The organism is Micromonospora sp. NPDC005806 (genome assembly GCF_042871425.1).
GTDB lineage: Bacteria > Actinomycetota > Actinomycetes > Mycobacteriales > Micromonosporaceae > Micromonospora.
This window is the reverse complement of sequence record NZ_JBIAIL010000011.1, coordinates 159776-185751: the sequence shown is the minus strand read 5'-3', so window position 1 is coordinate 185751 and position 25976 is coordinate 159776. Positions and strand designations below refer to the sequence as shown.

23 protein-coding genes are annotated in these 25976 nt (G+C 71.5%); 13 read left to right on the top strand and 10 right to left on the bottom strand.

The genetic code is table 11. From position 1 onward, the window contains the following. Nucleotides 1-551: 551 nt before the first annotated feature. Nucleotides 552-1835: a tyrosine--tRNA ligase gene (gene tyrS, locus ACFYOS_RS14950; RefSeq protein ID WP_387140627.1), complete on the bottom strand. Its 1284-nt coding sequence runs from the start codon at nt 1833-1835 to the stop codon at nt 552-554. 106 nt (nt 1836-1941) lie between these two features. On the opposite strand from tyrS, the gene ACFYOS_RS14945 reads away from it, so the two are divergent. The 4 genes from ACFYOS_RS14945 (at nt 1942) to ACFYOS_RS14930 (ending at nt 4334) form a co-directional block, all read left to right on the top strand. Further along, entirely contained in the window at nt 1942-2325 is a 384-nt protein-coding gene (locus tag ACFYOS_RS14945; RefSeq protein WP_387140624.1) for a PaaI family thioesterase, read from the top strand. Between the two features lie 101 nt (nt 2326-2426). Further along, complete coding sequence (locus tag ACFYOS_RS14940) at nt 2427-3653, top strand: NRAMP family divalent metal transporter (protein ID WP_387140591.1); 1227 nt, start codon at nt 2427-2429, stop codon at nt 3651-3653. Further along, on the top strand, nt 3650-4030 hold the full coding sequence (locus tag ACFYOS_RS14935; RefSeq protein ID WP_387140588.1) for a hypothetical protein: 381 nt from the start codon (nt 3650-3652) through the stop codon (nt 4028-4030). The genes ACFYOS_RS14940 and ACFYOS_RS14935 overlap by 4 nt, the downstream gene beginning before the upstream one ends. After that, nucleotides 4017-4334 carry a PRC-barrel domain containing protein gene (locus tag ACFYOS_RS14930; protein ID WP_387140585.1) on the top strand — a complete coding sequence of 106 codons (318 nt, stop codon included), beginning with the start codon at nt 4017-4019 and terminating at the stop codon, nt 4332-4334. The genes ACFYOS_RS14935 and ACFYOS_RS14930 overlap by 14 nt, the downstream gene beginning before the upstream one ends. Before the next feature lie 6 nt (nt 4335-4340). On the opposite strand, the gene ACFYOS_RS14925 is transcribed toward ACFYOS_RS14930, so the two are convergent. From ACFYOS_RS14925 to ACFYOS_RS14915, 3 genes are all read right to left on the bottom strand, one after another. Continuing rightward, entirely contained in the window at nt 4341-5666 is a 1326-nt protein-coding gene (locus ACFYOS_RS14925; RefSeq protein ID WP_387140582.1) for a hemolysin family protein, read from the bottom strand. Nucleotides 5667-5798: 132 nt separating this feature from the next. Further along, the gene (locus ACFYOS_RS14920) at nt 5799-6422 is read right to left on the bottom strand and encodes a hypothetical protein (RefSeq protein ID WP_387140579.1); all 624 of its coding nucleotides are present in this window, start codon (nt 6420-6422) and stop codon (nt 5799-5801) included. Between the two features lie 226 nt (nt 6423-6648). Then, entirely contained in the window at nt 6649-7293 is a 645-nt protein-coding gene (locus tag ACFYOS_RS14915; protein WP_387140577.1) for an acyltransferase, read from the bottom strand. A gap of 276 nt (nt 7294-7569) precedes the next feature. Between ACFYOS_RS14915 and ACFYOS_RS14910 the strand changes: the two genes are divergently transcribed. The 5 genes from ACFYOS_RS14910 to ACFYOS_RS14890 all read left to right on the top strand — a co-directional run bounded on the left by ACFYOS_RS14910 (nt 7570) and on the right by ACFYOS_RS14890 (nt 12545). Beyond that, on the top strand, nt 7570-8712 hold the full coding sequence (locus ACFYOS_RS14910; RefSeq protein ID WP_387140574.1) for a Gfo/Idh/MocA family protein: 1143 nt from the start codon (nt 7570-7572) through the stop codon (nt 8710-8712). Further along, nucleotides 8709-9674: an NAD-dependent epimerase/dehydratase family protein gene (locus ACFYOS_RS14905; RefSeq protein WP_387140572.1), complete on the top strand. Its 966-nt coding sequence runs from the start codon at nt 8709-8711 to the stop codon at nt 9672-9674. Before ACFYOS_RS14910 ends, ACFYOS_RS14905 begins: the two co-directional genes overlap by 4 nt. A 29-nt stretch (nt 9675-9703) precedes the next feature. After that, complete coding sequence (locus tag ACFYOS_RS14900; RefSeq protein ID WP_387140569.1) at nt 9704-10843, top strand: DegT/DnrJ/EryC1/StrS family aminotransferase; 1140 nt, start codon at nt 9704-9706, stop codon at nt 10841-10843. Between the two features lie 336 nt (nt 10844-11179). Further along, entirely contained in the window at nt 11180-12196 is a 1017-nt protein-coding gene (locus tag ACFYOS_RS14895) for an SPFH domain-containing protein (RefSeq protein ID WP_387140566.1), read from the top strand. 13 nt (nt 12197-12209) lie between these two features. Beyond that, a complete protein-coding gene (locus ACFYOS_RS14890; RefSeq protein ID WP_387140563.1) occupies nt 12210-12545 on the top strand; it encodes a hypothetical protein in 336 nt (111 codons plus the stop codon). Here the strand turns inward: ACFYOS_RS14890 and ACFYOS_RS14885 are convergent. Both ACFYOS_RS14885 and ACFYOS_RS14880 read right to left on the bottom strand, forming a co-directional pair. Further along, complete coding sequence (locus ACFYOS_RS14885) at nt 12542-14227, bottom strand: DUF4082 domain-containing protein (RefSeq protein ID WP_387140560.1); 1686 nt, start codon at nt 14225-14227, stop codon at nt 12542-12544. The two genes, ACFYOS_RS14890 and ACFYOS_RS14885, sit on opposite strands and share 4 nt — an antisense overlap. 435 nt (nt 14228-14662) lie before the next feature. Continuing rightward, nucleotides 14663-16453, bottom strand: coding sequence for a hypothetical protein (locus ACFYOS_RS14880; RefSeq protein WP_387140557.1), 1791 nt, complete (start codon nt 16451-16453; stop codon nt 14663-14665). Nucleotides 16454-16650: 197 nt separating this feature from the next. Between ACFYOS_RS14880 and ACFYOS_RS14875 the strand changes: the two genes are divergently transcribed. Further along, nucleotides 16651-17904, top strand: coding sequence for an acyltransferase family protein (locus ACFYOS_RS14875; protein WP_387140554.1), 1254 nt, complete (start codon nt 16651-16653; stop codon nt 17902-17904). Here the strand turns inward: ACFYOS_RS14875 and ACFYOS_RS14870 are convergent. Genes ACFYOS_RS14870 through ACFYOS_RS14860 form a run of 3 tightly spaced genes read right to left on the bottom strand, consistent with a single transcriptional unit; the run spans nt 17867 to nt 21285 of the window. Continuing rightward, nucleotides 17867-18883, bottom strand: coding sequence for a TolB family protein (locus tag ACFYOS_RS14870; protein ID WP_387140551.1), 1017 nt, complete (start codon nt 18881-18883; stop codon nt 17867-17869). The two genes, ACFYOS_RS14875 and ACFYOS_RS14870, sit on opposite strands and share 38 nt — an antisense overlap. Next, nucleotides 18880-20157: an MFS transporter gene (locus ACFYOS_RS14865; protein WP_387140549.1), complete on the bottom strand. Its 1278-nt coding sequence runs from the start codon at nt 20155-20157 to the stop codon at nt 18880-18882. Before ACFYOS_RS14865 ends, ACFYOS_RS14870 begins: the two co-directional genes overlap by 4 nt. A gap of 12 nt (nt 20158-20169) precedes the next feature. After that, complete coding sequence (locus ACFYOS_RS14860; protein WP_387140547.1) at nt 20170-21285, bottom strand: DegT/DnrJ/EryC1/StrS family aminotransferase; 1116 nt, start codon at nt 21283-21285, stop codon at nt 20170-20172. Nucleotides 21286-21861: 576 nt separating this feature from the next. Between ACFYOS_RS14860 and ACFYOS_RS14855 the strand changes: the two genes are divergently transcribed. From ACFYOS_RS14855 to ACFYOS_RS14845, 3 genes are read left to right on the top strand one after another with little or no spacing between them, the layout of a single operon-like run. Continuing rightward, entirely contained in the window at nt 21862-22743 is an 882-nt protein-coding gene (locus tag ACFYOS_RS14855) for a thiamine pyrophosphate-dependent dehydrogenase E1 component subunit alpha (protein ID WP_387140544.1), read from the top strand. Then, nucleotides 22740-23750, top strand: coding sequence for an alpha-ketoacid dehydrogenase subunit beta (locus tag ACFYOS_RS14850; RefSeq protein WP_387140541.1), 1011 nt, complete (start codon nt 22740-22742; stop codon nt 23748-23750). Before ACFYOS_RS14855 ends, ACFYOS_RS14850 begins: the two co-directional genes overlap by 4 nt. Before the next feature lie 26 nt (nt 23751-23776). Further along, a complete protein-coding gene (locus ACFYOS_RS14845; protein WP_387140538.1) occupies nt 23777-24904 on the top strand; it encodes a biotin/lipoyl-containing protein in 1128 nt (375 codons plus the stop codon). Nucleotides 24905-24928: 24 nt separating this feature from the next. Here the strand turns inward: ACFYOS_RS14845 and ACFYOS_RS14840 are convergent, their stop codons facing one another. Further along, nucleotides 24929-25960: a glycosyltransferase family 2 protein gene (locus ACFYOS_RS14840; RefSeq protein ID WP_387140621.1), complete on the bottom strand. Its 1032-nt coding sequence runs from the start codon at nt 25958-25960 to the stop codon at nt 24929-24931. Nucleotides 25961-25976 lie beyond the last annotated feature (16 nt).

Sequence of the window (25976 nt, the reverse complement as noted above, 5' to 3'; positions counted from 1 at the left end):
CCAAACCGAAGCCTGACCAGTCCGGGGTATAAAACAATTGGCACTGGCTTATCAAGCACCCTGTTGAGTTCTCAAAGAACAACCACACACCATCCGGAAACCCCCCACCAGGAGGACCCCCATCCGGGGCATTTCGTCCAACCACACCCGCCGCTCTCGCGCCGGGCACTTTTACTACGTTACCCGGTGATTTCTGCCGTGTCAAACCGGTGTTTCGCGGTTTAACATGCTTCCACCCCTTTTGCCGGGCACCCCAATTCGACCGGCTCGCGCCGGGCGCTTCAAGGATTTCGGCAGAACGGCCGCTGCGGTTTCCCGCTTGCTCGTCCGTTTCCCTGCCGGCCGATGAACCTTACCCGGTCGGTTCCGCCTCGCCAAATCCGCCTCACGGCGAATCCGGGGCACCGCCCGTCGTCAGGATCTGCGCTCCGGCCTCCCAGGTCTTTCGCCCTGTTTCGTCCGTTCCGCGCTGGCAGAGAGAAAGTTACGCGCCCAGCGGTTTGATCGTCAAATCCCCTGGGCGCGTCCCGCGTCACACTGTCGACGTACGGCTATTTGCGCAGCTCAACGCCAGCGAACGAACGCTTGCCGCGGCGCAGCACCAGGTACCGCCCGTGCAGGAGGTCCTCCGGCGAGACGGTCGCGTCCACCTCGGCGATGCGGTTGTTGTTGACGTACGCGCCGCCCTCGGCGATGACCCGTCGGGCCTCCTTCATGCTCGGCACCAGCCCCGACTCCTTGAGCAGACCGGCAACGTCGGGCAGCTCGGTGAGGTGGACCAGGCCGGCCTCGGTGAGCGCCGCCCGCAGGGTCTCCGGGGAGAGCTCGTCGAGCGAACCACGCCCGAACAGGGCCTGGCTGGCCGTCACCGCCTGCGCCATCTCCCGCTCGCCGTGCACCAGCGCGGTCAGCTCCTCGGCGAGGGCCCGCTGGGCCAACCGCGCCTGCGGACGCTCGGCCGTCGCCTTCTCCAGCTCCTCCAGCTCCTCCCGGGAGCGGAAGCTGAAGTAACGCAGGTAGCGGGTCACGTCCCGGTCGTCAGCGTTGACCCAGAACTGGTAGAAGGCGTACGGGCTGGTCATCTCGGGGTCGAGCCAGACCGCGCCGCCCTCGGTCTTGCCGAACTTGGTGCCGTCCGACTTGGTGACCAGCGGCGTGGTGAAGGCCTGCACCGGCCCGGCGCCCCGACGCCGGATGTAGTCCACGCCGGCGGTGATGTTGCCCCACTGGTCCGAGCCGCCGTACTGGAGCTGGCAGCCGTACCGGCGGTGCAGCTCGAAGAAGTCGTTGGCCTGGAGCAGCTGGTAGCTGAACTCGGTGAAGCTGATGCCGCTGTCCAGCCGGGCCTTGACCACCTCACGGGCCAGCATCTTGTTCACCGGGAAGTGCTTGCCGACGTCCCGGAGGAACTCCACCACCGACATCTCGCCGGTCCAGTCGAGGTTGTTCACCAGCCGGGCGGCGTTCTCCGCCTCGTACGAGACGAAGGGGGCGAGCTGGTCATGGATGCGCCGGACCCAGCCCTCGACCACCTCGGGCGGGTTCAGGGTCCGCTCGGCGCTCTCCTTCGGGTCGCCGATCTGGCCGGTGGCACCGCCGACCAGCAGCAGCGGCCGGTGCCCGGCGAGCTGGAAGCGGCGGGCCGTGGTGACCTGCATGAGGTGGCCGACGTGCAGGCTGGGCGCGGTCGGGTCGAAGCCCACATAGAAGGTGGCGTTCCCGCCGTCGAGCAGCTCGCGAAGCTCGTCAACGCCGGTCGAGTCCTGGATCAGGCCCCGCCACAGCAGGTCTTCGGTCAGGGAGTCCCGCCCGTGCGGGACGTTGCTGTCGGTCACGGTCACCAATTCTCCCTCATCAGGGGCGCCGGCCCGTAGCGGGTTTGCCCACGGCGGGCCGACTAGGCTGACGGCTCCGTCGAGGCGAGGAGGGGCTGCCGTGGAGATGCCGGACCTGACCGGGGGCTTCGTCGCCCTGCTGGGCCTGAAGTTCGACGAGGTCAGCGGGGACCGGGTGGTGATCCGCTGGCAGGTTCGCCCGGAGCTGCACCAGCCGTACGGAATCCAGCACGGCGGGGTCTACTGCTCGGTGGTGGAGACGGCGGCCAGCATCGGCGGCGCCCTGTGGCTGGGCGACAAGGGCCAGGTGGTGGGCGTGTCCAACCAGACCGACTTCCTGCGCGCGGTCCGCGACGGAGACCTGACCGCGGTCGGCACCCCGATCCACCGGGGCCGGAGCCAGCAGCTCTGGCTGGTGGAGATCGCCGACGAGGGTGGCCGGCTGGTCGCGCGCGGCCAGGTGCGGCTGCAGAACCTCACCGCCGCCTGACCCGGCCGGGACCGGGGGCGGCGGCCTGGTCGATTCACCCAAAAAGAGGCATCTGACGCGGATATCGTCGCGTCGATGAGACCGCCCGCTCCCGACCCGCCGTGAGGAAGCTCCTCGCCGCCACGCTGGGCGTCCTCTCCGCCATCGGCGGCTTCGTCGACATCGGCGACCTGGTCGCGGCGAGCCAGGCCGGCGCCCGCTTCGGCATGGCCCACGCCTGGGTGCTGCTGGTCGGGGTGCTCGGCATCTGCGCGTACGCCGAGATGGCCGGCCGGATCGCGGCGGTGAGCGGCCGGGCGGTGTTCGACCTGGTGCGGGAGCGGCTCGGGCCGCGCGTCGCGCTGCTCAACCTGGTCGCGTCCTGGCTGGTCACGGTGATCACGCTGGCCGCCGAGCTGGGCGGGGTGGCCCTGGCGCTGCAACTGGCGACGGGCCTGAGCTACCTGCTCTGGGTGCCGGCGGCCGCGGTGGCGGTCTGGCTGGTGCTGTGGCGGCTGCGCTTCGAGCTGATCGAGCGGATCTTCGGCCTGGCCGGGATGGCCCTGCTGGTCTTCGCCGTCGCGCTGTTCGCCCTGCCCACCGACTGGGCGAAGCTGGGGCACGGCGCCCTGTACCTCAGCTCCGACGGGGCAAGCTGGTCGGTGTACTGGTTCGTGGCGGTGGCGCTGTTCGCCTCCACGGTCAGCCCGTACGAGGTCTTCTTCTTCTCCTCCGGTGGGGTGGAGGAGAAGTGGAGTGCGGCGGACCTGGCCCACGCCCGCTCGAACGTGCTGATCGGCTTTCCGGTGGGCGGGTTCCTGGCGCTGTCGCTGATCGCCGTGGCGACCGTGGCGTACCACCCGTCGGGGACGTCGCTGGACACGCTCGACCAGGTGGCCCGGCCGGTGGTGACCGCGCTGGGCGGGGCCGGGCTGGCGGTGGCGGTGCTGGCGTTCTTCGCGGTGACGTTCGGCGCCGCGCTGGAGACCGGGCTGTCGGCCGCGTACGCGGCGGCGCAGTACTTCGGCTGGCAGTGGGGCAAGCGGGTCAGCCCCCGGGAGGCCGCCCGGTTCCACAGCGTGCTGCTGGTCAGCGTGCTGCTCGGGATGCTGATGCTGATGACGACCGTGGACCCGATCCGGCTCACCGAGTACATGCTGGTGCTCAGCGCGGTGGTGCTGCCGCTGACGTACCTGCCGATCCTGGTGGTGGCGAACGACCGCAGCTACCTGGGCGACCGGGTCAACGGGCGGTGGATGAACCTGCTCGGCGCGTTGTTTCTGCTGCTCATCGTCGCCGCGTCGGTGGCGGCGATCCCGTTGGCGATCATCACGAGGATGGGACATTGAGGCTCCAGCTCGCCAAGCGACTGCTCGACCGGCAGATCGTCGACGTCGACGGCCGGCTGGTCGGCCGGGTCGACGACATCGCGTTCGCCGTCGACGCCGACGGCCTCCCGTACGTGGACTGCCTGCTCACCGGGCGGGGGGCGCTCGGGCAGCGGATCGGCGGCCGGGTCGGACGAATCCTGATGGCGATCGCGGACCGGTTCACCGACCATCCGCCGGCGCCGCCGCTGTGCATCCCGCTCACCCTGGTGGCGCACGTGGACAGCGCGGTCCGGCTGCGCTGCCCGGCGGCGGACCTGCCGCCGCCGCCGGTCGAATCGTGGCTGCGCCGGCACCTCATCGACCGGATTCCGGGGGCGGACCGTGCGAGCGGGTGAGCTGCTCGGCCGGACCGCGTACGACCTGCACGGACGGCGGCTGGGCCGGGTCGTCGACGTGGTGGTCCGGGGCGGCTGGCCGCCGGACCGGCTGCGGATCACCGACCTGATCGTGGCCGGCCACTGGTGGACCCGGGTGACCAGTCGCCTGGTCGCGCCGGAACTGCACCCGTCGGGGCCGTGGCTGCTGCGGGCGGCCGCCCGGGTGCTGGGCCGCAGCACCCACCAGATCCCCACCGACCGGGTGCAGCTCCGGCCGCCGGTGCCCGGCTTCCCGTTCGGCCGGCCCGGCGGGAAGGGCTGACCCGCGTCAGCCCCGGGCCTCGTCGAGGACCGCGGCGTCGGCGTCGGCGTGCCGGTCGCGGCGGGCCCGCCGGCGGGCCCGGACCTCGGTGATGGCGTGGTGGTCGACGCCGGCGACGGCGAGGTCCCAGCCGTCGACCGTGGCGCTCTCCCCCGCCACGGTGGGGATGTGTCCCAGGCAGATGAGCACCAGCCCGGCGATGGTGGTGTAGTCGCCGCCCGGCCGGTTGGGCAGTTCGATGCCGAGATCGGTGAGGTCGTGCACGGGGAAGGTGCCGGGCAGGACCAGCGTGCCGTCGTCCTCGGTGCGGACCGAGCTGAGGTCGCGGTCGGTCTCGTCGTAGATCTCCCCGACGATCTCCTCGAGGATGTCCTCCAGGGTGACGATCCCGTCCACCGCGCCGCGCTCGTCCACCACCAGGGCGATGTGCTGGCGTTCCGCCTTGAACTGGCGGAGCGCGTCGACCACCGGCAGCGAGTCGGGCAGCAGCATCGGCGGGCGGGCGATCTCGTCGACCGGCCGGTCCTCGGGGACGCCGACCAGGTCGCGCAGGTGGATCACGCCGACCGCGTCGTCCAGGCCGCCGTGCCGGACCACCGGCGCCCGGGAGTGGCCGGTCGCCGCGAGGAGCAGCCGGGCGGCCTCCGCGGTCGTCCCGCTGTCCAGCGTGAAGACCTGCAACCGGGGTACGAGCACCGCGCGCAGCTGCCGTTCGGCGATCTCGACCGCGCCGGCGATGATGATCCGCTGCTCCTTGGTGAAGCCGTGGTTGCCGGCGACGATCTCGCGCAGCTCGTCCGGGCCGATCTCGTCGGGCTGGTGCTTCGGGTTCAGACCGAGGAGGCGTACCACCAGGTCGGTGGTGGCGCCGAGGGCCCAGACCGCCGGCCGGGTGAGGCTGGCCAGCAGGTCGAGCGGGCGGGCCACGACGAGCGCCCACCGCTCGGCGGACTGCATGGCGATCCGCTTCGGCGCCAGCTCCCCGAAGACCAGGGTGACGAAGGTCAGCGCCAGGGTGACCGCCACGATGGCGATCGTCTCGGCGGCCTCGCCGAACACAGCGAGCAGCGGCACGAGGGGCTTGGCCAGGGAGACCGCCGCGGCGGCGGAGGCGAGGAACCCGGCCAGGGTGATGCCGATCTGGATGGTGGCCAGGAACCGGTTCGGGTCCTTGGCGAGCCGGGCCAGGGTGCGGCCGGCGCGGCTGGTCCCCTCCAGGCGCTGGAGCTGGCTGTCCCGCAGCGAGACCAGCGCCATCTCGCTGCCGGCGAAGGCCGCGTTGACGATCACCAGAACTCCGACCAGGGCCAGTTGGCTCCAGTAGCTCTGCACGCCCGGTTCTCTCCCTCGACGGACCCGGGGCGGCCGCCGTGGCCGGCCCGTCGCCGTCCGGGGACCGGCCGGCGTCGGCCCCTCTGTGCCCCGCCGGCGGGTCGCTGAATCCTCCCAGGCGCGGCGTCCCCGTCAGGCGGTCGCGGGAAGGTCCAGGACGTACGCGTCGCCCTCCGGGCGGAAGCCGAGCCGGTGGTAGTACGGCGCGACCATGCCCGGCGGGCTGACCACCCGGCGGAAGCCGCGGTCGGTGAAGAGGCGGCTGCGCCGGTAGACGAACTCGCCGGGGGTGAAGTCGCGGAACGGTGGGGTGACGTAGTCCAGGTCGATCTGGGCGACCCCGCCGGCCTCGGCGTGCGACACCACCACGCCGACCACCTCGTCGGCGCGGACCACCAGGAAGGCCGACCGGCCGACGGCCGGGTCCCAGCGGAAGTCGGGGTTGAACCGGGCGATGTCGGCGGCGTGCACCCGCAGGGTGTGGGCCAGGAACGCGTCGTCGGTGCCCACCTCGACCACCTGGTAGGTCTGCTCGTCGTGCCGGGTGGCGAGCATCTTCCGCAGGTACCAGACGTTGATCACGGCGAGCACGACGTTCAGCCCGACCATGGGCCACACCCGCACGGCGGCGTTGTAGCCGATCAGGATGAGGCAGCCGAGCAGATTGAGCGCGCGCAGCCGCAGGATGCGCGTCTGCAGCAGGGACCAGACCAGCAGCGCGGAGCCGGCCCAGCCGACGAGTTCCAGCCAGTTCACGCGGGCGAGGGTAGCGCCTTCCGGCTCGGGCCCGTCGGTGGGACGCCTTCCCCGCCGACCGGCAGCAGAGGTCAACGCCAGGAAGTACGCCGTGACGTCGGGTGGAAATACGAATACCTGGGCACAATTGTTGTGCCCGCCCTGACCGCGGAGCCTTTCCGACTCATTGCTGCGTTCGGGGCATTTGCGGCGGTGACCGAATCCCGGCCGGCACCGAATGAAAACGTCACGCCCGCGCCGGCTGCCCGGCCGGGGTCAGTTCGATCAGCCGTCCCTCGTCCTCGCGGTACTCGGCCCCGGTACGTGGGCAGATCCACCGGCCGTCGTCCTTCGCGACGAGCGGCTGACCGGCCCGGCCCACCCAGCCGATCCGGCGGGCGGGAACTCCGACCATGAGCGCGAAGTCGGGGACGTCGTTGGTGACCACGGCACCGGCCGCGATCAGCGCCCACCGGCCGACCGAGACCGGCGCCACGCAGACGGCCCGCGCTCCGATCGCCGCACCCTCACCGACCACCACGCCGACCGCGGTCCAGTCGTCGCCGCTCTTGAGCCGCCCCTCCGGGGTGACCGAGCGCGGGTACTCGTCGTTGGTGAGCACCGCGGCCGGCCCGACGAAGACGCCATCGGCCAGTTCCGCCGGCTCGTACACGAGGGCGTAGTTCTGCAGCTTGACGTTGTCGCCCAGGCGGACGCCCGGCCCGACGTACGCGCCGCGGCCGATCACGCAGTTCCGGCCGACCGAGGCGTGCTCGCGGACCTGCGCCAGGTGCCAGACGCGGGTGCCGGGGCGGATGGCGGCACGATCATCCACATCGGCCGTCGCAGCGATCCGCGCACCGTCGCGCGGTGCCCCGTGGGCGTCCGTCATCTCTCGTTCCTTCCGATGTGGTGATCTTTTGTGCGGGTGGAAACGGTAGACGGCCGACAACAAGGCCAATGTCAGAAAGCCGACCCAGCGCCCGCAGAAGGGGCCATTCGAGGAGGGTGGGCAAACCAAACGGACCGGTTGACCCCGGCGGCACCGCCGGAATTCCGGGTCGACGCTGGCGTATCCGACGACGGCCTCGGTAGTTTGCCGAATGGACGTCGCCACCAACTCTCTCGTCAGCGAATGGTCCTGTCCTGACTAGCGAAACGGATATCCGTGAACTCATCGCACGCTGCCGCCGGCGAACCGATCGGCGTGGCCGTCATCGGCGCCGGTTACTGGGGACCGAATCTTGTCCGCAACTTTCAATCCTCGGCGGAATTCCGGCTGCGCTGGCTCTGCGACCTCCAGGTGCGCCGGGCTCAACGGGTGCTCGGTGACTACTCGACGGTCCAGGCGACCGACGACCTGACCGAGGTGCTGGCCGACGACAGCGTGCACGCGGTGGCCATCGCCACGCCGGCCGGCACCCACCTCGAAGTGGCGATGGCGGCCCTGCGGGCCGGCAAGCACGTGCTCGTGGAGAAGCCGCTGGCGGCCGGTGTCGAGCAGGGGCGCGCGCTGGTGGCGGAGGCGGAGCGGAAGGGGTTGTCGCTGATGTGCGACCACACCTACTGCTATACACCGGCGGTGCTGCGCATCCGCGAACTGCTGCACGGCGGGGAACTGGGCGAGCTGCAGTACCTCGACTCGGTACGGATCAACCTCGGCCTCGTCCAGCGCGACATCGACGTGATGTGGGATCTGGCACCGCACGACCTGTCGATTCTCGACTTCATCCTCCCGTCCGGCGTGGCGCCGGTCGCCGTGGCCGCGCACGGCGCGGACCGGATCGGGGCGGGGCGGGCCTGCGTCGCCTACCTGACCCTGCACCTCAACACCGGTGCGATCGCACACATCCACGTCAACTGGCTCTCCCCGGTGAAGATCCGGACCGCGATCATCGGCGGGTCGAAGCGCACGCTGGTCTGGGACGACCTCAACCCCAGCCAGCGGCTCTCGATCTTCGACCGCGGGGTCGACGTGGCCTCGGCGGAGGAGCTCGGCGACGAGCAGCGCCGGGACATGCTGGTGTCGTACCGCTCGGGCGACATGGTGGCGCCGGCGCTGACGGAGCGGGAGGCGCTGCGCACCATGGTCGAGGAGTTCGCACGGTCGATCCGTACCGGCACGCCCGCCCTGACCGACGGCCGGTCCGGCCTGCGGGTGATGGCCATTCTGGAGGCTGCCTCTCGTAGCCTCGCCGATGGCGGAAAAGTGGTCGATCTCAGCGAATGGACAGAAGTGAGCAGGCGAATCATCGGACCTGGTGCGGCAATGGCTCCGGGCGGCGCGGCGCGAAGCGGAGTAACGGCATGAGCGCGGTGGAGATCGCCGGGGCACGGGCCCTGGTCACCGGTGGGGCGGGCACCATCGGTTCCCATGTCGTCGACCAGCTGGTCTCCAGCGGTGCGGCCGAGGTCGTCGTCCTGGACAACTTCGTCCGTGGCCGACGGGAGAACCTCGCCCGAGCCTTGCCGCACGGCAGTGTCCGCCTCGTCGAGGGCGACATCCGCGACGTCGCCCTCGTGCACGAGCTCACCCGGGGCAAGGATCTGGTCTTCCACCTCGCCGCCATTCGCATCACCCAGTGTGCCGAGGAGCCCCGGCTCGCCAACGAGGTGCTGGTCGACGGCACGTTCAACGTGCTGGAGGCGGCGGCCGCCGCCCAGGTCCGCAAGGTCATCCTGTCCTCGTCGGCCTCCGTGTACGGGCTCGCCGACGAGTTCCCGACCAACGAGCGGCACCACCCCTATCACAACGACACCTTCTACGGCGCCGCGAAGGCGTTCAACGAGGGCATGCTGCGCAGCTTCCACAGCATGTACGGCCTGGACTACGTCGCCCTGCGCTACTTCAACGTCTACGGTCCCCGGATGGACATCCACGGCCTCTACACGGAGGTCCTGATCCGTTGGATGGAGCGGATCGAGTCGGGAGTCGCCCCGCTGATCCTCGGCGACGGCCTGCAGACGATGGACTTCGTGCACGTCGCCGACATCGCCCGGGCCAACATTCTGGCCGCCCGGGCGGACGTCACCGACGAGGTGTTCAACGTCGCCAGCGGCACCGAGACCAGCCTCCGGGAGCTGGCCCAGGCCCTCAGCGACGTGATGAAGTCCGACCTTGCCCCCGAGCACGGTCCGGCCCGCGCGGTCAACGGGGTCACCCGCCGGCTGGCCGACACCACCGCCGCCGCGGAGAAGCTGGGTTTTCGCGCCGAGATCGGCCTGCACGAGGGGCTTCAGGGGCTGGTCGACTGGTGGCGGGCCGAGAAGTGAGCGCGAGGAGTGAGACAAAAGGCGGTTCAGTGAGCGGCGCCCGGATCCCGGTGATGATCCCCCGGCTCGGCGAGGAGGAAGCGCAGGCCGCCGCCGACGCCGTACGGTCGGGCTGGGTGGCCCAGGGGCCTCGGGTGGCCCGGTTCGAGCAGGAGTTCGCCGCGCTGGTCGGCGCCGGCCACGGCGTGGCCGTCAGCTCGTGCACGACCGCGCTCCATCTGGCGCTGGTGGTGCTGGAGATCGGCCCGGGTGACGAGGTGATCGTGCCGTCGTTCTCGTTCATCGCCACCGCCAACGCCGTGCGCTACGTCGGCGCCACCCCGGTCTTCGCCGACGTCGACGTCCGCACCGGCAACCTGACGGTGGCCACGATCGACGCGGTGCGCACCGCCCGGACCCGGGCGGTGATCGCGGTGCACCAGGGCGGCGTACCGTTCGACGTCGCCGCGCTGCGCGAGGCCGCCGGCCGTTGGGGGCTGCCGCTGATCGAGGACGCGGCCTGTGCCGCCGGGTCGACGGCGTACGGACGGCCGGTCGGCGCCGGCGCGACGATCTCGGCCTGGTCGTTCCATCCTCGCAAGCTGCTGACCACGGGCGAGGGCGGGATGGTCACCGTGGACGATCCGGAGTGGGCGGCCCGGCTGCGCCGGTTGCGGGAACACGGCATGAACGTTTCCGCGGCCGACCGGCACGCCAGCGCCCAGCCGGTACTCGAGGCCTACCTGGAGACCGCCTTCAACTACCGGATGACCGACATCCAGGCGGCGATCGGTCTCGTGCAGCTCGGCCGCCTCGCGGATCTGGTGGCTCACCGGCGTGCGCTGGCGGCCCGCTACCACGAGTTGCTCGCCGACATCGAGGGGCTGGCCCCGATCCGAGACCCGGAGTACGGCGAGACCAACTTCCAGTCGTTCTGGCTGCTGATCGACCCGGAGTATGGCACCGGCCGCGACGAGGTGCTCGCCGAGCTGGCCGCCGCCGGGGTGTCGGCCCGACGCGGCATCATGGCCGCCCACCTGGAGCCGGCCTACGCCGACGTGACGCCCGCGCCGCTGCCGGTGACCGAGCGGCTGACCCGCGACTCGCTCATCCTGCCGCTGCACCACGCGCTGACCGGGGACGACCAGGACCACATCGTGGCCGTGCTCCGCAAGCTGGCCCGCCGTTAGGTCGGGTCCTCACCGGCCGCCGAACCCGGGGCGGGCGGGTACCTCCCCGCCCGCCCCGGGCCGCCGCCTGGGGCTTGTCCTGTCGATCATGCTCTTGTCAGTGGCGAAAATCTGTCGCGGGGCGGATAGGGCGTAGCGGCGCAGTCGCCGCCGCGTACCCGCCGGAGTCAGCGGCGTTCCGTTCGTCCTCGTCCGGCTTGGTGCTCATCGCGCCGGCCAGCAGCTTCCAGGCCGCATGCTCGGGAAGGAGCCGGTGTCGATTGACGGTCTTGACACTGGCTGCCAACCTGATCGCGACGGGCAGATGGCCCGATGACCAGCGAGGGAGCGTGCACCATGGCCACACCGCGCACCAGATCGTCGGTGGGGTTCGAACCGCGGCGAGTTCTTCCGATCACGGGGGCCGTCCTGGCCGGCGCGGTCGTGCTGATCGTGGCCCTCACCGCTGTCATCGGCGGCTTTGACAAGACGGCCGGCGGCGAGGTCGGGGTGGTCCGCAACGGCGGCTGGTTCGACAACAACCGGGTGCGTCAGGTGATCCCGCCGGCCTCCGGTCTCACCTGGACGGGCACGTACTCCACCACCCACCGCTACCCCGCCCAGCAGCGCTTCTACACGATCACGTCCGACAACAAGCGCGGCGATCGGACCGGCGTTGACGTGGTGAACACACCGTCGAGCGACGGGGTGGAAATGGGCATCGAGGGCACCATCTACTTCACCCTCAACCTCGACCCCGACACCCTGAAGGCGTTCGACACGAAGTTCGGCACCCGGCAGTTCCGCGGCGTCGACGGCCAGCTGCGCTACGCCTACGACGGAGACGAGGGCTGGAGCACCTTCCTCGACGCGATCGTCCGCCCCGTGATCGACAACGACCTGCGCATCCAGATCAACAGCTTCCGCTGCGCGGAGCTGGTCTCCAGTTGCGCGCTGGTCCAGAACGGCGCGCAGCGCACCGGAACACCGGCACCCGCCAATCCGGACACCGGAGGTCAGACCAACAACACGAACATCGCCAAGGTGCAGGAAGCCGTGAACAGCAGCCTCCCCAAGGACCTGGCCGAGATGCTGGGCGGGAACTTCTTCGAGGGCATCAAGTTCAACCTGGCCCGAGTCACCCTGCCGCAGACAGTGCAGGATGCGGTGAACAAAGCCCAGGCGGCGTACGCGCAGGTCAGCGAGTCCCAGGCACGGGTGGCGCAGGCCAAGGCGGAAGCGGAGGCCAACAAGACCCGGCAGCAGGGGTACGACGCCTGTTCCGCGTGCGCCCAGATCGACATCATCAAGGCGCTACCTCCAGGAGTGACGACTTACGCTCCCGGGGCCGGCGCCACCGTACCCCTCAAGTGAGGCGGAGGTCGCCGTGCGGGCCCTCACCCTGCTGCTCGCCGTCGGCGTCACGTTGGTCGTTGCCGTCAGCTGCTACTTCCTGCTGGCGGCCATCGCTGGGCGGCGCAGCCGACGGGCGACCCGCGCGGCGCGCTGGCAGGTCCTGCACTACGGGCGGAACGGACAGACGGTGGTCGCGGTCGGGCTCGTACCGCCGGATGGACGGGTGCTCGACGAGCACGTGGTCGATCGCATCGCCGACGGTGACCCGGAATGGAGCGACCGGTTTCTGCGGGCGCGCGAGAGCGCGGAGGAGCGGGCGTACCACCTCAACGGCGGTGGCACCCACCTCCCCGGGCAGTACACCTAGGCGGGTCTGGGTACCAGCTGCGTTGTCGGGGTGCCGTCGATCGTGCCCACGACGTTGTTCGTCCAGTCGGCGAAGGTGACGGCGCATCCCGACCCGCACCGGCTCGTGTAGCCCCAGTGCGTCGGCCCGAACACGTTGTCGCGCAGGCGCAGCCCCTCGCCGTCCTGGGCGTACAGGCCGAAGGCCCCGAGCGAGATGAAGCTGTCGTGGACCTGGTAGTTGCGCAGCAGGGAGCCGCCCGCGCTCTGGGTGAAGAGCACGGCGGTGATGGCCTGCCAGTAGTCGGGGATCTCCGCGCCGGTGTAGGCGTTGACGCCCGGCTCGAGCCGGCTGTGGCTGATCTCCAGCGGACCGGTGCCGCCGTAGGGGAAGACGCCCCCGGTGTGGGCCTGGGACGGATCGGCCAGGTGGGCGATGTAGTTGTCGTGGAGCCAGCTGTACTCGATGGTGGTGTTCGCCCCGCAGAGGCACATGCCGCCGGAGTTCGCCACGTCTACGTGGCTGAGCTGGATCGTGCAGGTGGGGCAGTCGTTGATCGCGTGCTCGGTCAACGGGGCGCTCGTCATGCCGAGGCCCACCGGCTCCGGCCGGATGGTCGTGTTGCTGATGTTGATGCGGAGGCTGGCCGAGGAATCCGCGTTGACCAGGATGGCCCGATTGGCGGAACCCGGTGGCGGCGCGATGATGGAGTTGGTGATGTTGACGGTGCCGTGACAGTTCGTGCCGATGTAGATGAAGGCATGGAAGTACTTGTGGTCGAGATTCACCGTGCCGTTGCACTCGTACAGGTCCCACTCCTTGCTCCCGGCGTTGTGCGGGAACACCTCCTGGTAGCCGGCCGGCACGGGCAGCCGGGCATCGGACTGGCGGTATCTGCCGACCCCGGGGGCACCCACGGAGAAGCGCTGCGGGTACCTGCCGCCGCCGGTGCTGTCGGGGTTGCCGGTGGTGGTCGGAGTCGGTGCGGGCGGGGTGGCGCTGGGCGTCGGCGCCGCGGTCGGGGTGGGACTGGGCGAGGTGGGGCGGGGGGATGCGGTCGTGGGTAGCGGGGTGGGACTGGACGTGGCCGGAGCGCCCGGCTTGAAGACGACGTCGACCCAGTAGTTGGTGGCCCGGTAGCCCCGGTTCGGGAATCCGCCCGCGCCGTACCGGTACACGCCGTTGGCGCCCTGCGACCCGTCGGCCGGCGCGCGCAACGGGCCCCGGCTGCGGGTCGCGGCGAAGTAGCGGTCGTCGGCCGAGTAATGGCCCACGGTGGTGTGGTACGAGACGACGTAGAGCGCATTGGCCTTGACGGCCACCGGGGCCGAGAAGGCGGCGTACTGCCATCCGGACCGGCTCTCGTCGGTGAACCGGACGGTGGCCAGCCTGGTGCCGCTGCTCGTCCAGAGGCTGCCGGTGTGCACGCCGGTGTTCGTCCTCGACTTGTAGAACCGGACGCCGAGGACGCTGCCGTCCTGGGTGGCGGTGAATTTCAGCCCCAGTTCCACGGCCTGCCGGTCCGGGTCGGTCACCGTGCCCGGCACCGCTGAGCTGCTCCACAGCGAGTACGTTCCGGGGGGTACCGCCGCGGTCTCCACGCCGCCCGGGCTGGTCGCTACGCGACCCGCCAGCGCCGTTCCGGAGATCGCCACCGCGCCGGCGACGGCCAGCACGATGACCGCTCGCGATTTCCTGACCATGTGGTTCCCTTCTCCACAAGTGGTGTCACTCGGATCCGGAACGGGCCAACGCCGGCACGGCAGATGCGGTGTCGCGGGCGTCGACGGCTGGTGCGTCCGACGCGATCAGCCGACGGTCCGGATGAGACACCCGCCGTCAGCCCTGGCCGGCGGCGGACGCGCGCGATTCACCCGCCGCACGCTGCACGGGGGCGACGGAGGCGCCGGGATCAGCACCGGGTTCGCTCGGCGATCGGGGAGGACGCTCGCCCGAGAACCTGACCTGTCCTGCACGAGGCACACCAAGACAACGAACGAAATGCCGCCAAGTCACCTGTATCGACGTTGAACCATGGATGACCCCGCGCAGCCGGCATGCGCGAGCGGCTCGTCCCGGTGTCGGCGCGGAGCGGGTTCCGTGGTCACGGTGCGCCGCACGCCGGCGGGCAGGTGGCCTCAGCTGACGGGCTGCGGCGCGGTGGCGACCAGGAGGTTGGTCAGGAAGGTCACCGTGGCCGGGGCGGACTCCCGCCGGCCCGTCAGCAACTCGTCCAGCCATGCGTCCCGGACGATGCCGGTGGTCCGCAGCGGTGCGAGGACGTCCGGCTCGCTGCGCCAGTGCTCGACCACGAGCGCCGCCACCTCGGCCGCGCCCAGCTGCGCCCGGCCGGAACGGCGCAGCCGCTGCCGGACCTTGCCGGAGAGCTTTCGGGCGGTGACCCGGGCCGCCGCCGCCCGGTCGCGCATGCCGCGTTGCCCCAATCGGGCGGGAACCAGCCCGGAATCCAGCGGCACCGCGGCCAGTTCGCGGTCGAGCCGCTGGATGAGCTGCCCGGTCAGCAGGCCGCTCCCCTTCTGGTCCGGCGGCACGGAGTGCGCCAGCTGGATGAAGCGGCGATCGAACATCGGGTTGATGAAGAAGCGGTTGACGGCCGCGACCGAGCCGTGGGCTCCCGCCCATCGCTGCATGCGCTGGTAGAGATAGAAGTAGTCGGTGGCCCGCAGCCAGTGTGACGGAGCGCCGTCGAAGGATGCCGTGATTCGTTCGACCGCGTCGGTGCGGGCGGCGGCCACGAAGCCCGGTTCGAGTGCGCGGGCGTCGACGGCCTCGTTCGCGTAGAGGCGCCAGTTCGCCAACTGGCCGATCAGCTGCGGCGAGGTGGTCGCGTTGCGGGGCTGGCCGAAGTAGTAGAAGCCGCGGCAGGCTTCCCCGCCGAGCCCGGAGAGGCGATGCCCCTGCTCGAGGTGGCCCTCGGCGAGGAGCAACGGGGCCAGGGCCAGCGGGCTGGCCATGCAGTCCAGCGCCGCCGCCGCCTGCAGCGCCGTGCGGTGGGCCGCGGCCGGGGTGACCGGTGGCTGCTCGTCCAGCCAGTGGACATGCAGGTCCAGCCCACCCAGCGCGCTCAGCTTCTGGGCCAGCGTGGCGTCCCGGCCGCCCCGCACGTCCAGGGTGAGCGCGCGGAGCCCGCGGCGGGTCGCCGGGGACAGCGCCGCGAGCAGGACGCGGGTGTCCTGGCCGCCGGTCAACTGGAGCACCGTGCTGGGATGGTCAGCGAGGTACGCCCCGAGGAACTCCCGCAGCATCCCGGCCATCTCGTCGACGGTCTCGGGTAGGGACGGTTCGGGGCCGTCCAGGGCGAGCGACTGCTCCACGTAGCGGTGCGTCTCCACCCGGCCCGCGTCCAGCACCGCCAGGCATCCGGCGGGCACCTTTTCGACCTGCGCGAAGACCGTACCGAGCCCCACCTGCCAGCCGACCAGGCTCTGCAGGCCGAGGGCCCCGTGGTCCAGCCCCGCCCCGGCCAGCGCGGCGAGGGCGAGCGCACTCGTCGAGATCGCGGCCACGCCGTCGCCCTGCCAGCAGAAGAGCTGCCGGAAGCCGAGCCAGTCCGTGGCCGCCACGATCGGCTCGCCGGCCCTGGAGCGGTGTGCCGCGGCGAACGGCGGCACGAGCGCGGCGAGCGCGCCGCCGTCCGCCTTCGTGCCCCGGCCCAACTGCTCGGCCAACTCGGCGGTGGTGACATCGGCGACCCGGGTACGCGCCGCCCGGCCCAGGCGCAGCGTGAAGGCGGTGCCGCTGTCGTCGACCCGGTCGCCCGGGTCCGCGCCGTGGCAGGCGAGCCAACCGTCCTCGGTGGGCAACATCCGCGCGCCGGCACCGAGGCGGGCGAGGGCCTCGGCCCGGCACGCCTCGTCGGTCGCGGTCAGGCTGCCCGGCGCGTACGAGACGGCGAGGAACGCCTTCATCTCGGCAGCACCGTGGGCGGCGTTGCGGTCTCACCTCGGGCAGACATGGCGGCCAGCGTAATCTTCGCCAACACCCAGGGAAAGCCGTCCCAATACGGCAAAGCGGTTATGGGGTAACAGATTTCCGGCCCGTCGGTGTCGACTTCCCGACCGAGGAAGACAGCTACCCTGCTCCCCCGCCGTGGTTGACTTTCGCCGTGGTGGCGGGAATCCGGGCAAGGCAGAACCTCGCCTCTGCCTTTTCGTCGGCGGACAACAGCTTCGGCTTTCTGCGGCTGATGTTCGCCTTCGCCGTACTCGTGTCCCATTCGCTGCCGCTCGGCTTCGGCGCGGACGACCCGGGCGCCGGCCTCACGAACGGCCAGACGGCGCTCGGCGAGATCGGAATCCTGGGCTTCTTCGTCATCTCCGGCTTTCTGATCACCCGCAGCGGCGCCCGGGTCCCGGTCCTGCGCTACCTCTGGCACCGTGGCCTCCGGATCCTGCCGGGCCTGTGGGTGTGCCTGGTGGTGACGGCCTTCGTCTTCGCCCCGATCGTGTCCCTGTGGGAGCGTGGCACGCTCCGCGGCCTCTTCGGCGCCGCCGACGGACCGTTCCAGTACGTCGTCAGCAACGCCTTCATCGCGATCCGGCAGTACGGCATCTCCGGCCTGCTGCTCGACACCCCGTACGGGCAGCGCACCGGCACGTCGGTCTTCGACGGCTCGCTCTGGAGCCTCCTCTACGAGGTGCTCTGCTACCTCCTGGTCGCCGGGTTGGCGGCCGTCGGGGTGCTGCGCCGGGCCCGGTGGCTCGTGACGATCCTCGCGCTGGCCGGGGCCGCCGTCCTGCTGCACGACCTGCTCCGGGCGCCGGAGATCCCGGGGCCGCAGGGCGTGCACGGCCCGGTCTTCGGGGTGGGCGGGCTGGACAGCTACTCCCTCGTCTACCTGACCTACGTGTTCCTCCTGGGCGCCGTCTGCCAGCTCTACCGGGAGCGGATCGTCCTGCACGACGGCCTCGCCGTCGCCGCCGCTGCCGTCGTGGTCGCCACCACCCAGTTCGGCGCGTTCGCGGTGCTGGGCTATCCGGCCTTCGCCTACCTCGTCCTGTGGCTGGCGGTCCGCCTGCCCCGCTGGACGCGCCGGGTCGGCCGCCGGCACGACTACTCCTACGGCTGCTACATCTACGCCTTCCCGGTCCAGCAGCTCCTGGCCCTGGTGGGCGTGCCACGGCTCGGCCTGATTCCCTACGTCGCGATCTGCACCGTTGCCACGGTCGCGCTTGCCGTCGCGTCCTGGCACGTCGTGGAGCGGCCGGCGATGGCGTTGAAGGGCTGGTCGCCCCGCCGTCGGGACACGACGAAGCTCTCCCGACCAGCGCCGGAGCCGGCGACCGGGAAGGCGCCCGCCGCCGTCGCGGCGGAGAAGGCGACTACCGCACGACCGCCGGCGACCACGCATCGCGGATGAACAACTCGGCGACGCCGCCGCCGTCCGCGCGCACGACCCAGAGGTCGCTCGTCGACGGTCCCTCCCCGCTCCGCGGCAGGCCGTAGATCACCCGGCGGTCGTCGAGCCACTCGATCTGGTCGTCCACGCTGCGCTGCTCGGCCAGGGTGGTCGACCGGCCGCTGGCGAGGTCGTACACCGCGATCCGCCAGTGCCCCGGCGCCTGGCCGGCCCGCGTCTTGACCGCGATCCGGGTGCCGTCCGGCGATAGGGACGGGCATTCCGCGTCCTCCCGAAGCGCGACGAGTCGCTGTTCGCGAAGGCTGCCCCGGACGAGCCAGGTCCGGCCGCCCGACGCCGCCGTCGCGTAGAAGGTGTCCCCGTCGGCGAACGTGACCCCCCAGAGATTGCGGTCCGCGGCCGCCACCCGCCTGCCGTGGACGATCAGCTGGAAGTGCTCGATGTTGCTGGAGTGCCCGTCGGCGACCCTGGTCACGAGGGTCTCGGTGGAGAACTGGCCGGGGGTGGAGTAGCTGTGCCCCGCCACGAAGGTGGTCGTGGCCACGAGCGACCCGTCGCGTGACAGCCGGGTGCGGCTCGGCACGCCGGCGAGCGGCAGCTCGCGGGTCACCGTCCAGTCGGGACCGAGGACCTGCGCGCGGTACGTGGTCACCAGGCCGGGCTTGGCGTACAGGCACACCGCCTCGCCGCGCCGGGCGTAGACCCGGTCGCAGGCGGCCTGGGTGAACGCCCGGGGCCCGGCCGGGTCGCTGAGCGGGACCACCGCCACCCGGCCGTAGTCGTCACCGGCTGCGGTGCTGCGGAACACGACATGGGCGCCGGCGGTCACCGCCGCGACGTCCGAACCGGTGGGCACCGGCGGCGCCGCCGCCACGACCTGGGTCTGCTCCCGCCGGACGGAGTAGATGTAGCCGACCGTGCCGAGCAGGGTGACCAGGACGATGACGGCCAGGGTCCAGACCCGTAACCGCCCGCTCATCGCTGCTCCTCCGCCGCCGCGTCGGACCCGGGCACCGCCACGGGATCGGGGCGGTCCCGCCCCGACAGCAGCCAAGCGGCCATCACCACTCCCGTCATCAACAGGCCGGCCAGCAGGCAGAGCGCCGCCTGGCGGCCCAACAGCTGCCACAGACTGCCGAAGGCGAGCGCGCCGGCGAACCGTGCGATCACGACGACGGTCTGGGCGGCGGCGATACCGCTCCCCCGCGCGTCGCTGGTCACTCGGCGGCTGACCAGCGCGGCGAGCACGCCGTCGGTCGCGGCGTAGAACGTACCCAGCAGGACCAGGGCCGTGGCCGTCCCCCCCAGGCCGCCCAGCGGTGCGGCGGCGACCAGGTACGCGACGAGCAGCGCCAGGTGGCCCCCGACGAAGACGCGCGCGCGCCCGACCCGGTCGGCGAGCCGGCCCAGCGGGATCGCCAGGGCGAGGTAGGCGACGTTCGTGCCGACGAACAGCAGCGGGAAGTAGCTCGCCGCGAACTGGTCGCGATCCTGCAGGGACAGGTAGACGAAGCCGTCGCCGATCGTGAACAGGCCCAGCACGCCGGCGGCGATCAGCGGACGCCGGAGCCGCGGACCGGTCAGTTCCCGGAGCACCCGCCGTACCGGCAGGGCCGCCGTCGGCCGGCGCCGGTCCGGCACGAAGAGGACCATGACGGCAACGCCCAGCACGGCGAACGCGAACGACGCGACGAAGACCGCCGAGTAGCTCCCGGGCAGGAACCACAGCAGCGAGAACGCCACCAGCGGGCCGGCGGCCGCGCCGATGGTGTCCAGGGTCCGGTGGACGCCGAACGAACGGCCCAGCGTGCGCGGATCCGACGCATCCGCGATCAGCGCGTCCCGTGGCGCGGTACGCAGCCCCTTGCCCAGCCGGTCCGCGGTCACCACCGCGGTGACCGCGCCGAGCCCGTGCGCGGGCAGCATGGCCAGCCGGCTCGCCGCCGAGAGGGCGTAGCCGGCGGTGGCGACCCACTTCGGCCGGTGGGACCGGTCGCCGAGATACCCGCCGAAGATTCTGACCAGCGCGCTGGCGCCCTGGTAGAGCCCGTCGACCAGGCCGTACGCCAGCACACCGAGCCCGAGCTCGGCGGTGAGATAGACCGGCAGCACCGCGGCGACCATCTCCGACGAGACGTCGGTGAGCAGGCTGACGACGCCGAGCAGCACCACGGTGGCGCCGACCCGGGGCAGCCGGCTGCCGCGCTCGCCGGCCGGATCCGCGCCGGGGCGGTCCCGGACCGATACGTACATGGCGGGGGCGCGTCAGGCCACTGACCGCAGCGCGGCCGCGAGCGCGCGCGCGACGGTTGCCTGCTGGTCGGCGGTGATCTGCGGGAACAGCGGCAGGGAGAGGATCTCGGTGGCCGCCCGCTCGGCCTGCGGGAAGCTGCCCGGGCCGTACGGCAGGTCCGCGAACGCCGGCGTCAGGTGGACCGGGTAGGGGTAGTGGATGCCCGCGCCCACACCGGCCTCGTTCAGCCGCCGAAGCACCTCGTCGCGGCGCCCGGCGCCGCCGGGGATCCGCACCACGTAGAGGTGCCACACGTGCTCGTTGCCGGCGAGGACGACCGGACGCGTCACGTCGAGGGGCGCGAGCAGTTCGTCGTAGCGGGCGGCGGCGGCCCGGCGGGCGTCGTTCCACGCGGCCAGGCGGGTCAGCTTGGCCCGCAGCACCACCGCCTGCAGCGCGTCGAGCCGGCTGTTGACCCCGATCATCTCGTGGACGTACTTCACCAGGCCACCATGGCTGCCCAGGGTGCGCACCACGGTGGCGAGTCCGGCGTCGTCCGTCAGCACCGCCCCGGCATCACCGTACGCCCCCAGGTTCTTGCCGGGGTAGAAGCTGGTGGCCGCGACGCCGCCGGTGCCGGCTCCGACGCCGGCGCGGGTGGCGCCCTGGCACTGCGCGGCGTCCTCCACGATCGCAACGCCGCGGCCGGCGAGTCCGGCGCGGAGCCGCTCGACCGGGGCGAGCTGCCCGTAGAGGTGCACGGGGACCACCGCCCGGGTGGCCGGGCCGACGGCGGCCAGGGCGGCGTCGACGTCGAGGAGGTAGGTCGCCGGGTCGATGTCGACGAGCACGACGCGGGCCCCGATCCGGGCCACGGCCTCGGCGGTCGCGACGAACGTGTTCGCCGGCAGCACCACCTCGTCCCCGGCCCGCACGCCGGACGCCCGCAGGGCCAGCTCGACCGCGTCCGTACCGTTGGCGACACCGACGCAGTGCTGCACGCCAGAGAACCCGGCGAACTCGCGCTCGAAGGCCGCGACCTCCGCGCCGCCGACGAACGCCGTGTTCTCGATGACGCGCTTGAAGCCGGTGCTGACGTCCTCGGCCACTTCGGCGTGGGCGGCCCGCAGGTCGACGAGTGGAATCATCTGGCGCTACTCCATCTGCCGCGATCGCGGCGGGCAGGGGTCGATCAGCGACCGGGCGGACCCAACGGTGACCGGACGAGCCGGCGCCTCGAACGGCAACCGGTCGGCGGGTGGCGAGCCGGTGCGGATGCCGGTCGCACCGGCCGACCCGGCAGGCAAGCTACCAACTGAGGCGGGCTGCGGAGGGACCGTGACGGGTATCCGGCAGAACGGTTCTCGTCACGCCCCGGGCCGTGCCGACTGGGCTAGTGTGCCAGCGACGGCGGCGCGCCGGAGCCGCCGCACGGCCACGGGCCGTTGCCCATTCAGTCGGATTCCCGAGATCCCCGTCGACACGGGATGGATAAAGGTTTCTCCTGCCGAATGGACGAAGCCCGGTAACGTGGCCGCGGCAGGCCCGGTCAATGCGAACCATGGCACCGAGCGTGTCGTGCGGAAATAGGAAGGCGGACAGTGTCGACGGCAACCACATGGCGCGGCGTGAATCTGGCCGAACCTGATCTCTGGCCGGCGGCTGGTGCTGATCGCACCACCTCCCCGTACGTTCCGGGTCCTGTCGACGAACGGCTCATCGGATTGCCCGGCGAATCCGACGAGCGCCGGCTCTACCGGCGCATGCGCTTTATCCGCCGCTTCGAGGAAACGCTGCTCTCGCTCTTCGAAGAGGGCGTCCTGAATGGCACGACCCACGCGTGCATCGGTCAGGAGGCCGACGCGGTGGCGGTGATGGAGCACCTGGTCGAGGAGGACCACGTGTTCAGCAACCACCGCTGCCACGGTCACTACCTCGCCCGCACCGGCGACGCCCTGGGGCTGCTCGCCGAGATCATGGGCAAGGACGCCGGGGTGTGTCGGGGCATCGGCGGTAGCCAGCACATCTGCGCGCCCGGATTCAAGTCCAACGGCGTCCAGGGGGGCATCGTGCCGGCCGCCGCCGGGATAGCCCTCGCCGGGCAACTGGACGGCGTCCGCCGGGTGAGCGTCGTGTTCATCGGCGACGGCACCCTGGGCGAGGGGCTGCTCTACGAGACGTTGAACATCGCCGCGCTCTGGCGGCTGCCGCTCCTCGTGGTCTGCGAGGACAATCGGTGGGCGCAGAGCACGCCGATCGGGGCCAACCTGGCGGGCAGCATGCCGGGCAGGTTCGAGGCCTTCGGCATCCCGGTACGCGAGGTCGACAGCACCGACGTGATGGAGCTGCGCGAGGCCGCCGGGGCGGAGGTCGACGCGGTGCGCGGCGGAGGTGGTCCCCGGGTCCTGCTGATCCACACGTACCGGCTGTGTCACCACTCCAAGAGCGACGACGAACGCCCCGCCGAGGAGATCGCGGCCCGCTGGGCCGTCGAGCCGTTGCTGATCCACGGTCGCCGGCTGGGGGACGACGAGCGACGGATGATCGACGACGAGGTGGACGCCGCGCTGGCGCAGGTGGTTTCGACGGCGCGGGAACTGCCGTGATCTTCGCCAAGGAGCTGAACGAGACGCTCCGCACCTGCCTCACCGCCGACCCCCGGGTGCTCGTCCTCGGCGAGGACATCGCCGACCCGTACGGCGGAGCGTTCAAGGTGACCCGGGGGCTCTCCACCGCTTTTCCGGACCGGGTCCGCACCACCCCGATCAGCGAGGGCGCGATCGCCGGGATCTCCGCCGGACTGGCGTTGGCCGGCTACCGGCCGATCGCCGAGATCATGTTCGGTGACTTCCTCACCCTCGTCTTCGATCAGGTCGTCAACCACATCGCCAAATACCAGGCGATGTACGCCGGCCAGGCGACCTGTCCGGTCGTCGTGCGCGCCCCCTCCGGCGGTCACCGGGGATACGGTCCGACGCACAGCCAGAGCCTGGAGAAGCACTTCCTCGGCGTGCCACATCTGCGGGTGGTCGCCGCGTCGCTGGTGCACGATCCCCGGGTGGTCTTCGACGAGTTCCTCGCCCAGGACAGCCCGGTCCTCTACGTCGAGCACAAGCTGCTCTACCCGCAGCACCTGACCGTGCCCGCCAACGGTCGGTTGGGAGACCTGCTGGCGACGCAGGATGCCAGCCCCGGCATGCTGCCGACGGTGTGCCTCGCCGCGGTGCCCCGCGAGGAGTGTGGGGTGACCGTCCTGGCCTACGGATACCAGGCCATGCTCGCCGCGAAGGTGGTCGAACGGCTCGCCGTCGAGGAAGAGATCTTCGTCGAGCTGCTGGTGCCGGCTCAGCTCGCTCCGATGGACTGGGCGCCCGTCGAGCGCTCCGTCGGCGTCACCGGACGGCTGGTCACGGTGGAAGAGGGCACCGGGGGTTGGTCGTGGGGCACCGAGGCGGCCGCGACGATGTCCCGCCGGCTGTTCCGGGAGCTACGTGCCCCCGTCGACGTCGTGGCCAGCGAGCCCGCCGTCATCCCGTCATCCAAGGTCAAGGAGAGCCGGGTCCTGGTCGGCGAGGGCCGGATCGAGGCGGCTCTGCGCGCCGCGGTCGTCTGAGCCGAAAGTTGCGTCAAGGAGAGAACGTGAAGCCGGTAATGGTGCCGACCAGCGACGTCAACAGCGAGCACGGCGTGCTCGTGGCATGGTTCGTCGACGACGGAGCCAAGGTGGAAGCGGACACCCTGCTCGCCGAGATCGAGACCAGCAAGGCGGTGCTCGAGGTCGTCGCTCCCGAGGCCGGCATCGTCCTGCAACTGGCTGGACGGCTGCAGGAGGTCCCCCTCGCCGAGCCGATCGCCATGCTCTTCGAGACGTCGGCCGACCTCGCCGAGTACGTGCGGGAGCGCGAGACGCGGGCGGCGGCCGCGGCGGAGGCTCCGGCACTCGTCCGGGCGAGCGCCAAGGCCGTGCAGCGGGCCGCGGAACTGGGCGTCGACCTGGCGACCCTCCACCTGGGACGGCTGATCACCGCCAAGGACGTGGAGGCGGCCGCCCGCGCGGCCGGCGTCGGCCACGACGCCCTCCCGGCGCCTCTGACGGCCGAGCCCGGCGTGCAGCGCATCCTGCTCATCGGCGGGGCGCTGGGCGCCACCCAGGTGATCGACATCCTGGCTGGGTCCACGACGCAGCGGACCGTCGCCATCGTCGACGACGACCCGCAGCGGTGGGGTGCCGACGTGCATGGCGTGCCGATCGTCGGCGGAACGGACCGGCTCGCCGCGCTCTTCGCCGAGGGCGCGTACGACGCCGCGATCATCGCGATCGGCACCTCGGTGAAGACCCGGCAACGCTTCCGGGAGGTGTGCGCGGAGGCCGGCATCCCCCTGGCGAACGCCATCGACCCCACCGCCAAGATCGCTACCGACGTGCTCCTCGGGCAGGGAAACATCATCTGTGCCTTCGTGCATCTCGGCACCGGAGTGCGGATGGGAGACAACAACTTTCTCTCCGCCTACACCTCGTTCGACCACCACAGTCGGATCGGCTCCGACAACGCGACCGGCCCGTCGTGCGTCTCATCGGGCAAGGTGACGGTGGGCGACCGGGTGCGGCTCGGCACCGGCATCTTCGTCGAGCCGAACGTCGTCCTGGGGGACGACGTGGTCGTCGCCTCCGGCGCGGTCATCGTCCGATCGGTCCCGGCCGAGCACGCCGTCAAGACCAAGGTCGTCACGACGACGGTGGTGCCGCTGCGGCGGCCCGGACGGTAGCACCGCCCGGGCCGCGATGGTCCGTCAGATGCCGCGCCGCTTCCAGGACTGCCACCACAGCCACTCGCGACCCTTGGCGGCGACCGCGGTGAGCACCAGCGGCTGAAGGTACGGCATCACCGTCGGCCCGATCCGCTTCCGGACCCGCAGGCCTCGGTACTCCGGCAGCGCGCGGTACTCCGGCCAGCACTCCGCGGCGAACGCGATCAGATCGTCCTCGGGCACGCTGGCGGTACGGCCTCGGTCGTAGGCCCGCACCGCGCGCCGGAGGGCGTGGCGGGCGAGGCGCCGGCGCACCATCGCGTCGAGCCGGTCGGCGTCGGGCAGCAGGTCGCCGCAGCGGCGCACCACCGCGTCGTACGCCGCCTTACGCTGGCGCAGGTCGTCCAGCTGGCCGGCGTAGTCCGTCTGCGACATGTTTCCGCCGTGCAGGCGGTAGTACGCCTGGTCCGCCCCGCGCACATGGCCGACGTCCGCGTGCGCGGCCAGCCGCATCCACATCTCGATGTCGCCGGCGTGCGGCAGCTCGGGATCGTAGCCCCCCACCTTGCGCTGCAGGTCGGTACGCACCACGACTTCGGGCGAGGTGATGCAGCCGGTGGCCTCGCGGAACCGCCGCTCCAGCCACCAGTGCCCGGGCCAGACGCGGTGGCCCAGGTCCCGGGTGCGGGCCGCCGGCGGCGGACCGGGGTGGGTGAAGTGCACCGGGCGCCCGTAGACGAAGCCGACGTTCGGGTTGGCGTCCAGCACCCCGGCCGCCCGGGTCAGCGCTCCCGGCGTCAGGAGGTCGTCGGCGGAGAGCAGGACGGTGTAGTCGCCGTCGGCCCACTCCAGCAGGCCCTCGTTGTAGGTGGCTATGTGGCCCCGGTTGGTCTCGTGGACCCGGACCTCGACCCGTGGGTCCGCCGCCGCGATGGCCCGTGCCTTCTCGGCGGAGTCGTCCGGCGAGGCGTCATCGATGATGAGCACGCGTACGTCGACGTTGGGCTGGTTGTCGAGCACACTGCTCACGCACGCCTGGAGATAGTCCCCGTACCTGTAGCACGGAATGACCACGCTGACCGTACTCACT

Coding starts and splice junctions, on each gene's coding strand:
- ACFYOS_RS14880 (WP_387140557.1), bottom strand. CDS start 16,453: ATGAAGGCGTTCCTCGCCGTCTCGTACGCGCCGGGCAGCCTGACCGCG.
- ACFYOS_RS14865 (WP_387140549.1), bottom strand. CDS start 20,157: ATGTACGTATCGGTCCGGGACCGCCCCGGCGCGGATCCGGCCGGCGAG.
- ACFYOS_RS14860 (WP_387140547.1), bottom strand. CDS start 21,285: ATGATTCCACTCGTCGACCTGCGGGCCGCCCACGCCGAAGTGGCCGAG.
- ACFYOS_RS14945 (WP_387140624.1), top strand. CDS start 1,942: ATGCCGGACCTGACCGGGGGCTTCGTCGCCCTGCTGGGCCTGAAGTTC.
- ACFYOS_RS14870 (WP_387140551.1), bottom strand. CDS start 18,883: ATGAGCGGGCGGTTACGGGTCTGGACCCTGGCCGTCATCGTCCTGGTC.
- ACFYOS_RS14915 (WP_387140577.1), bottom strand. CDS start 7,293: ATGACGGACGCCCACGGGGCACCGCGCGACGGTGCGCGGATCGCTGCG.
- ACFYOS_RS14895 (WP_387140566.1), top strand. CDS start 11,180: ATGGCCACACCGCGCACCAGATCGTCGGTGGGGTTCGAACCGCGGCGA.
- ACFYOS_RS14885 (WP_387140560.1), bottom strand. CDS start 14,227: ATGGTCAGGAAATCGCGAGCGGTCATCGTGCTGGCCGTCGCCGGCGCG.
- ACFYOS_RS14905 (WP_387140572.1), top strand. CDS start 8,709: ATGAGCGCGGTGGAGATCGCCGGGGCACGGGCCCTGGTCACCGGTGGG.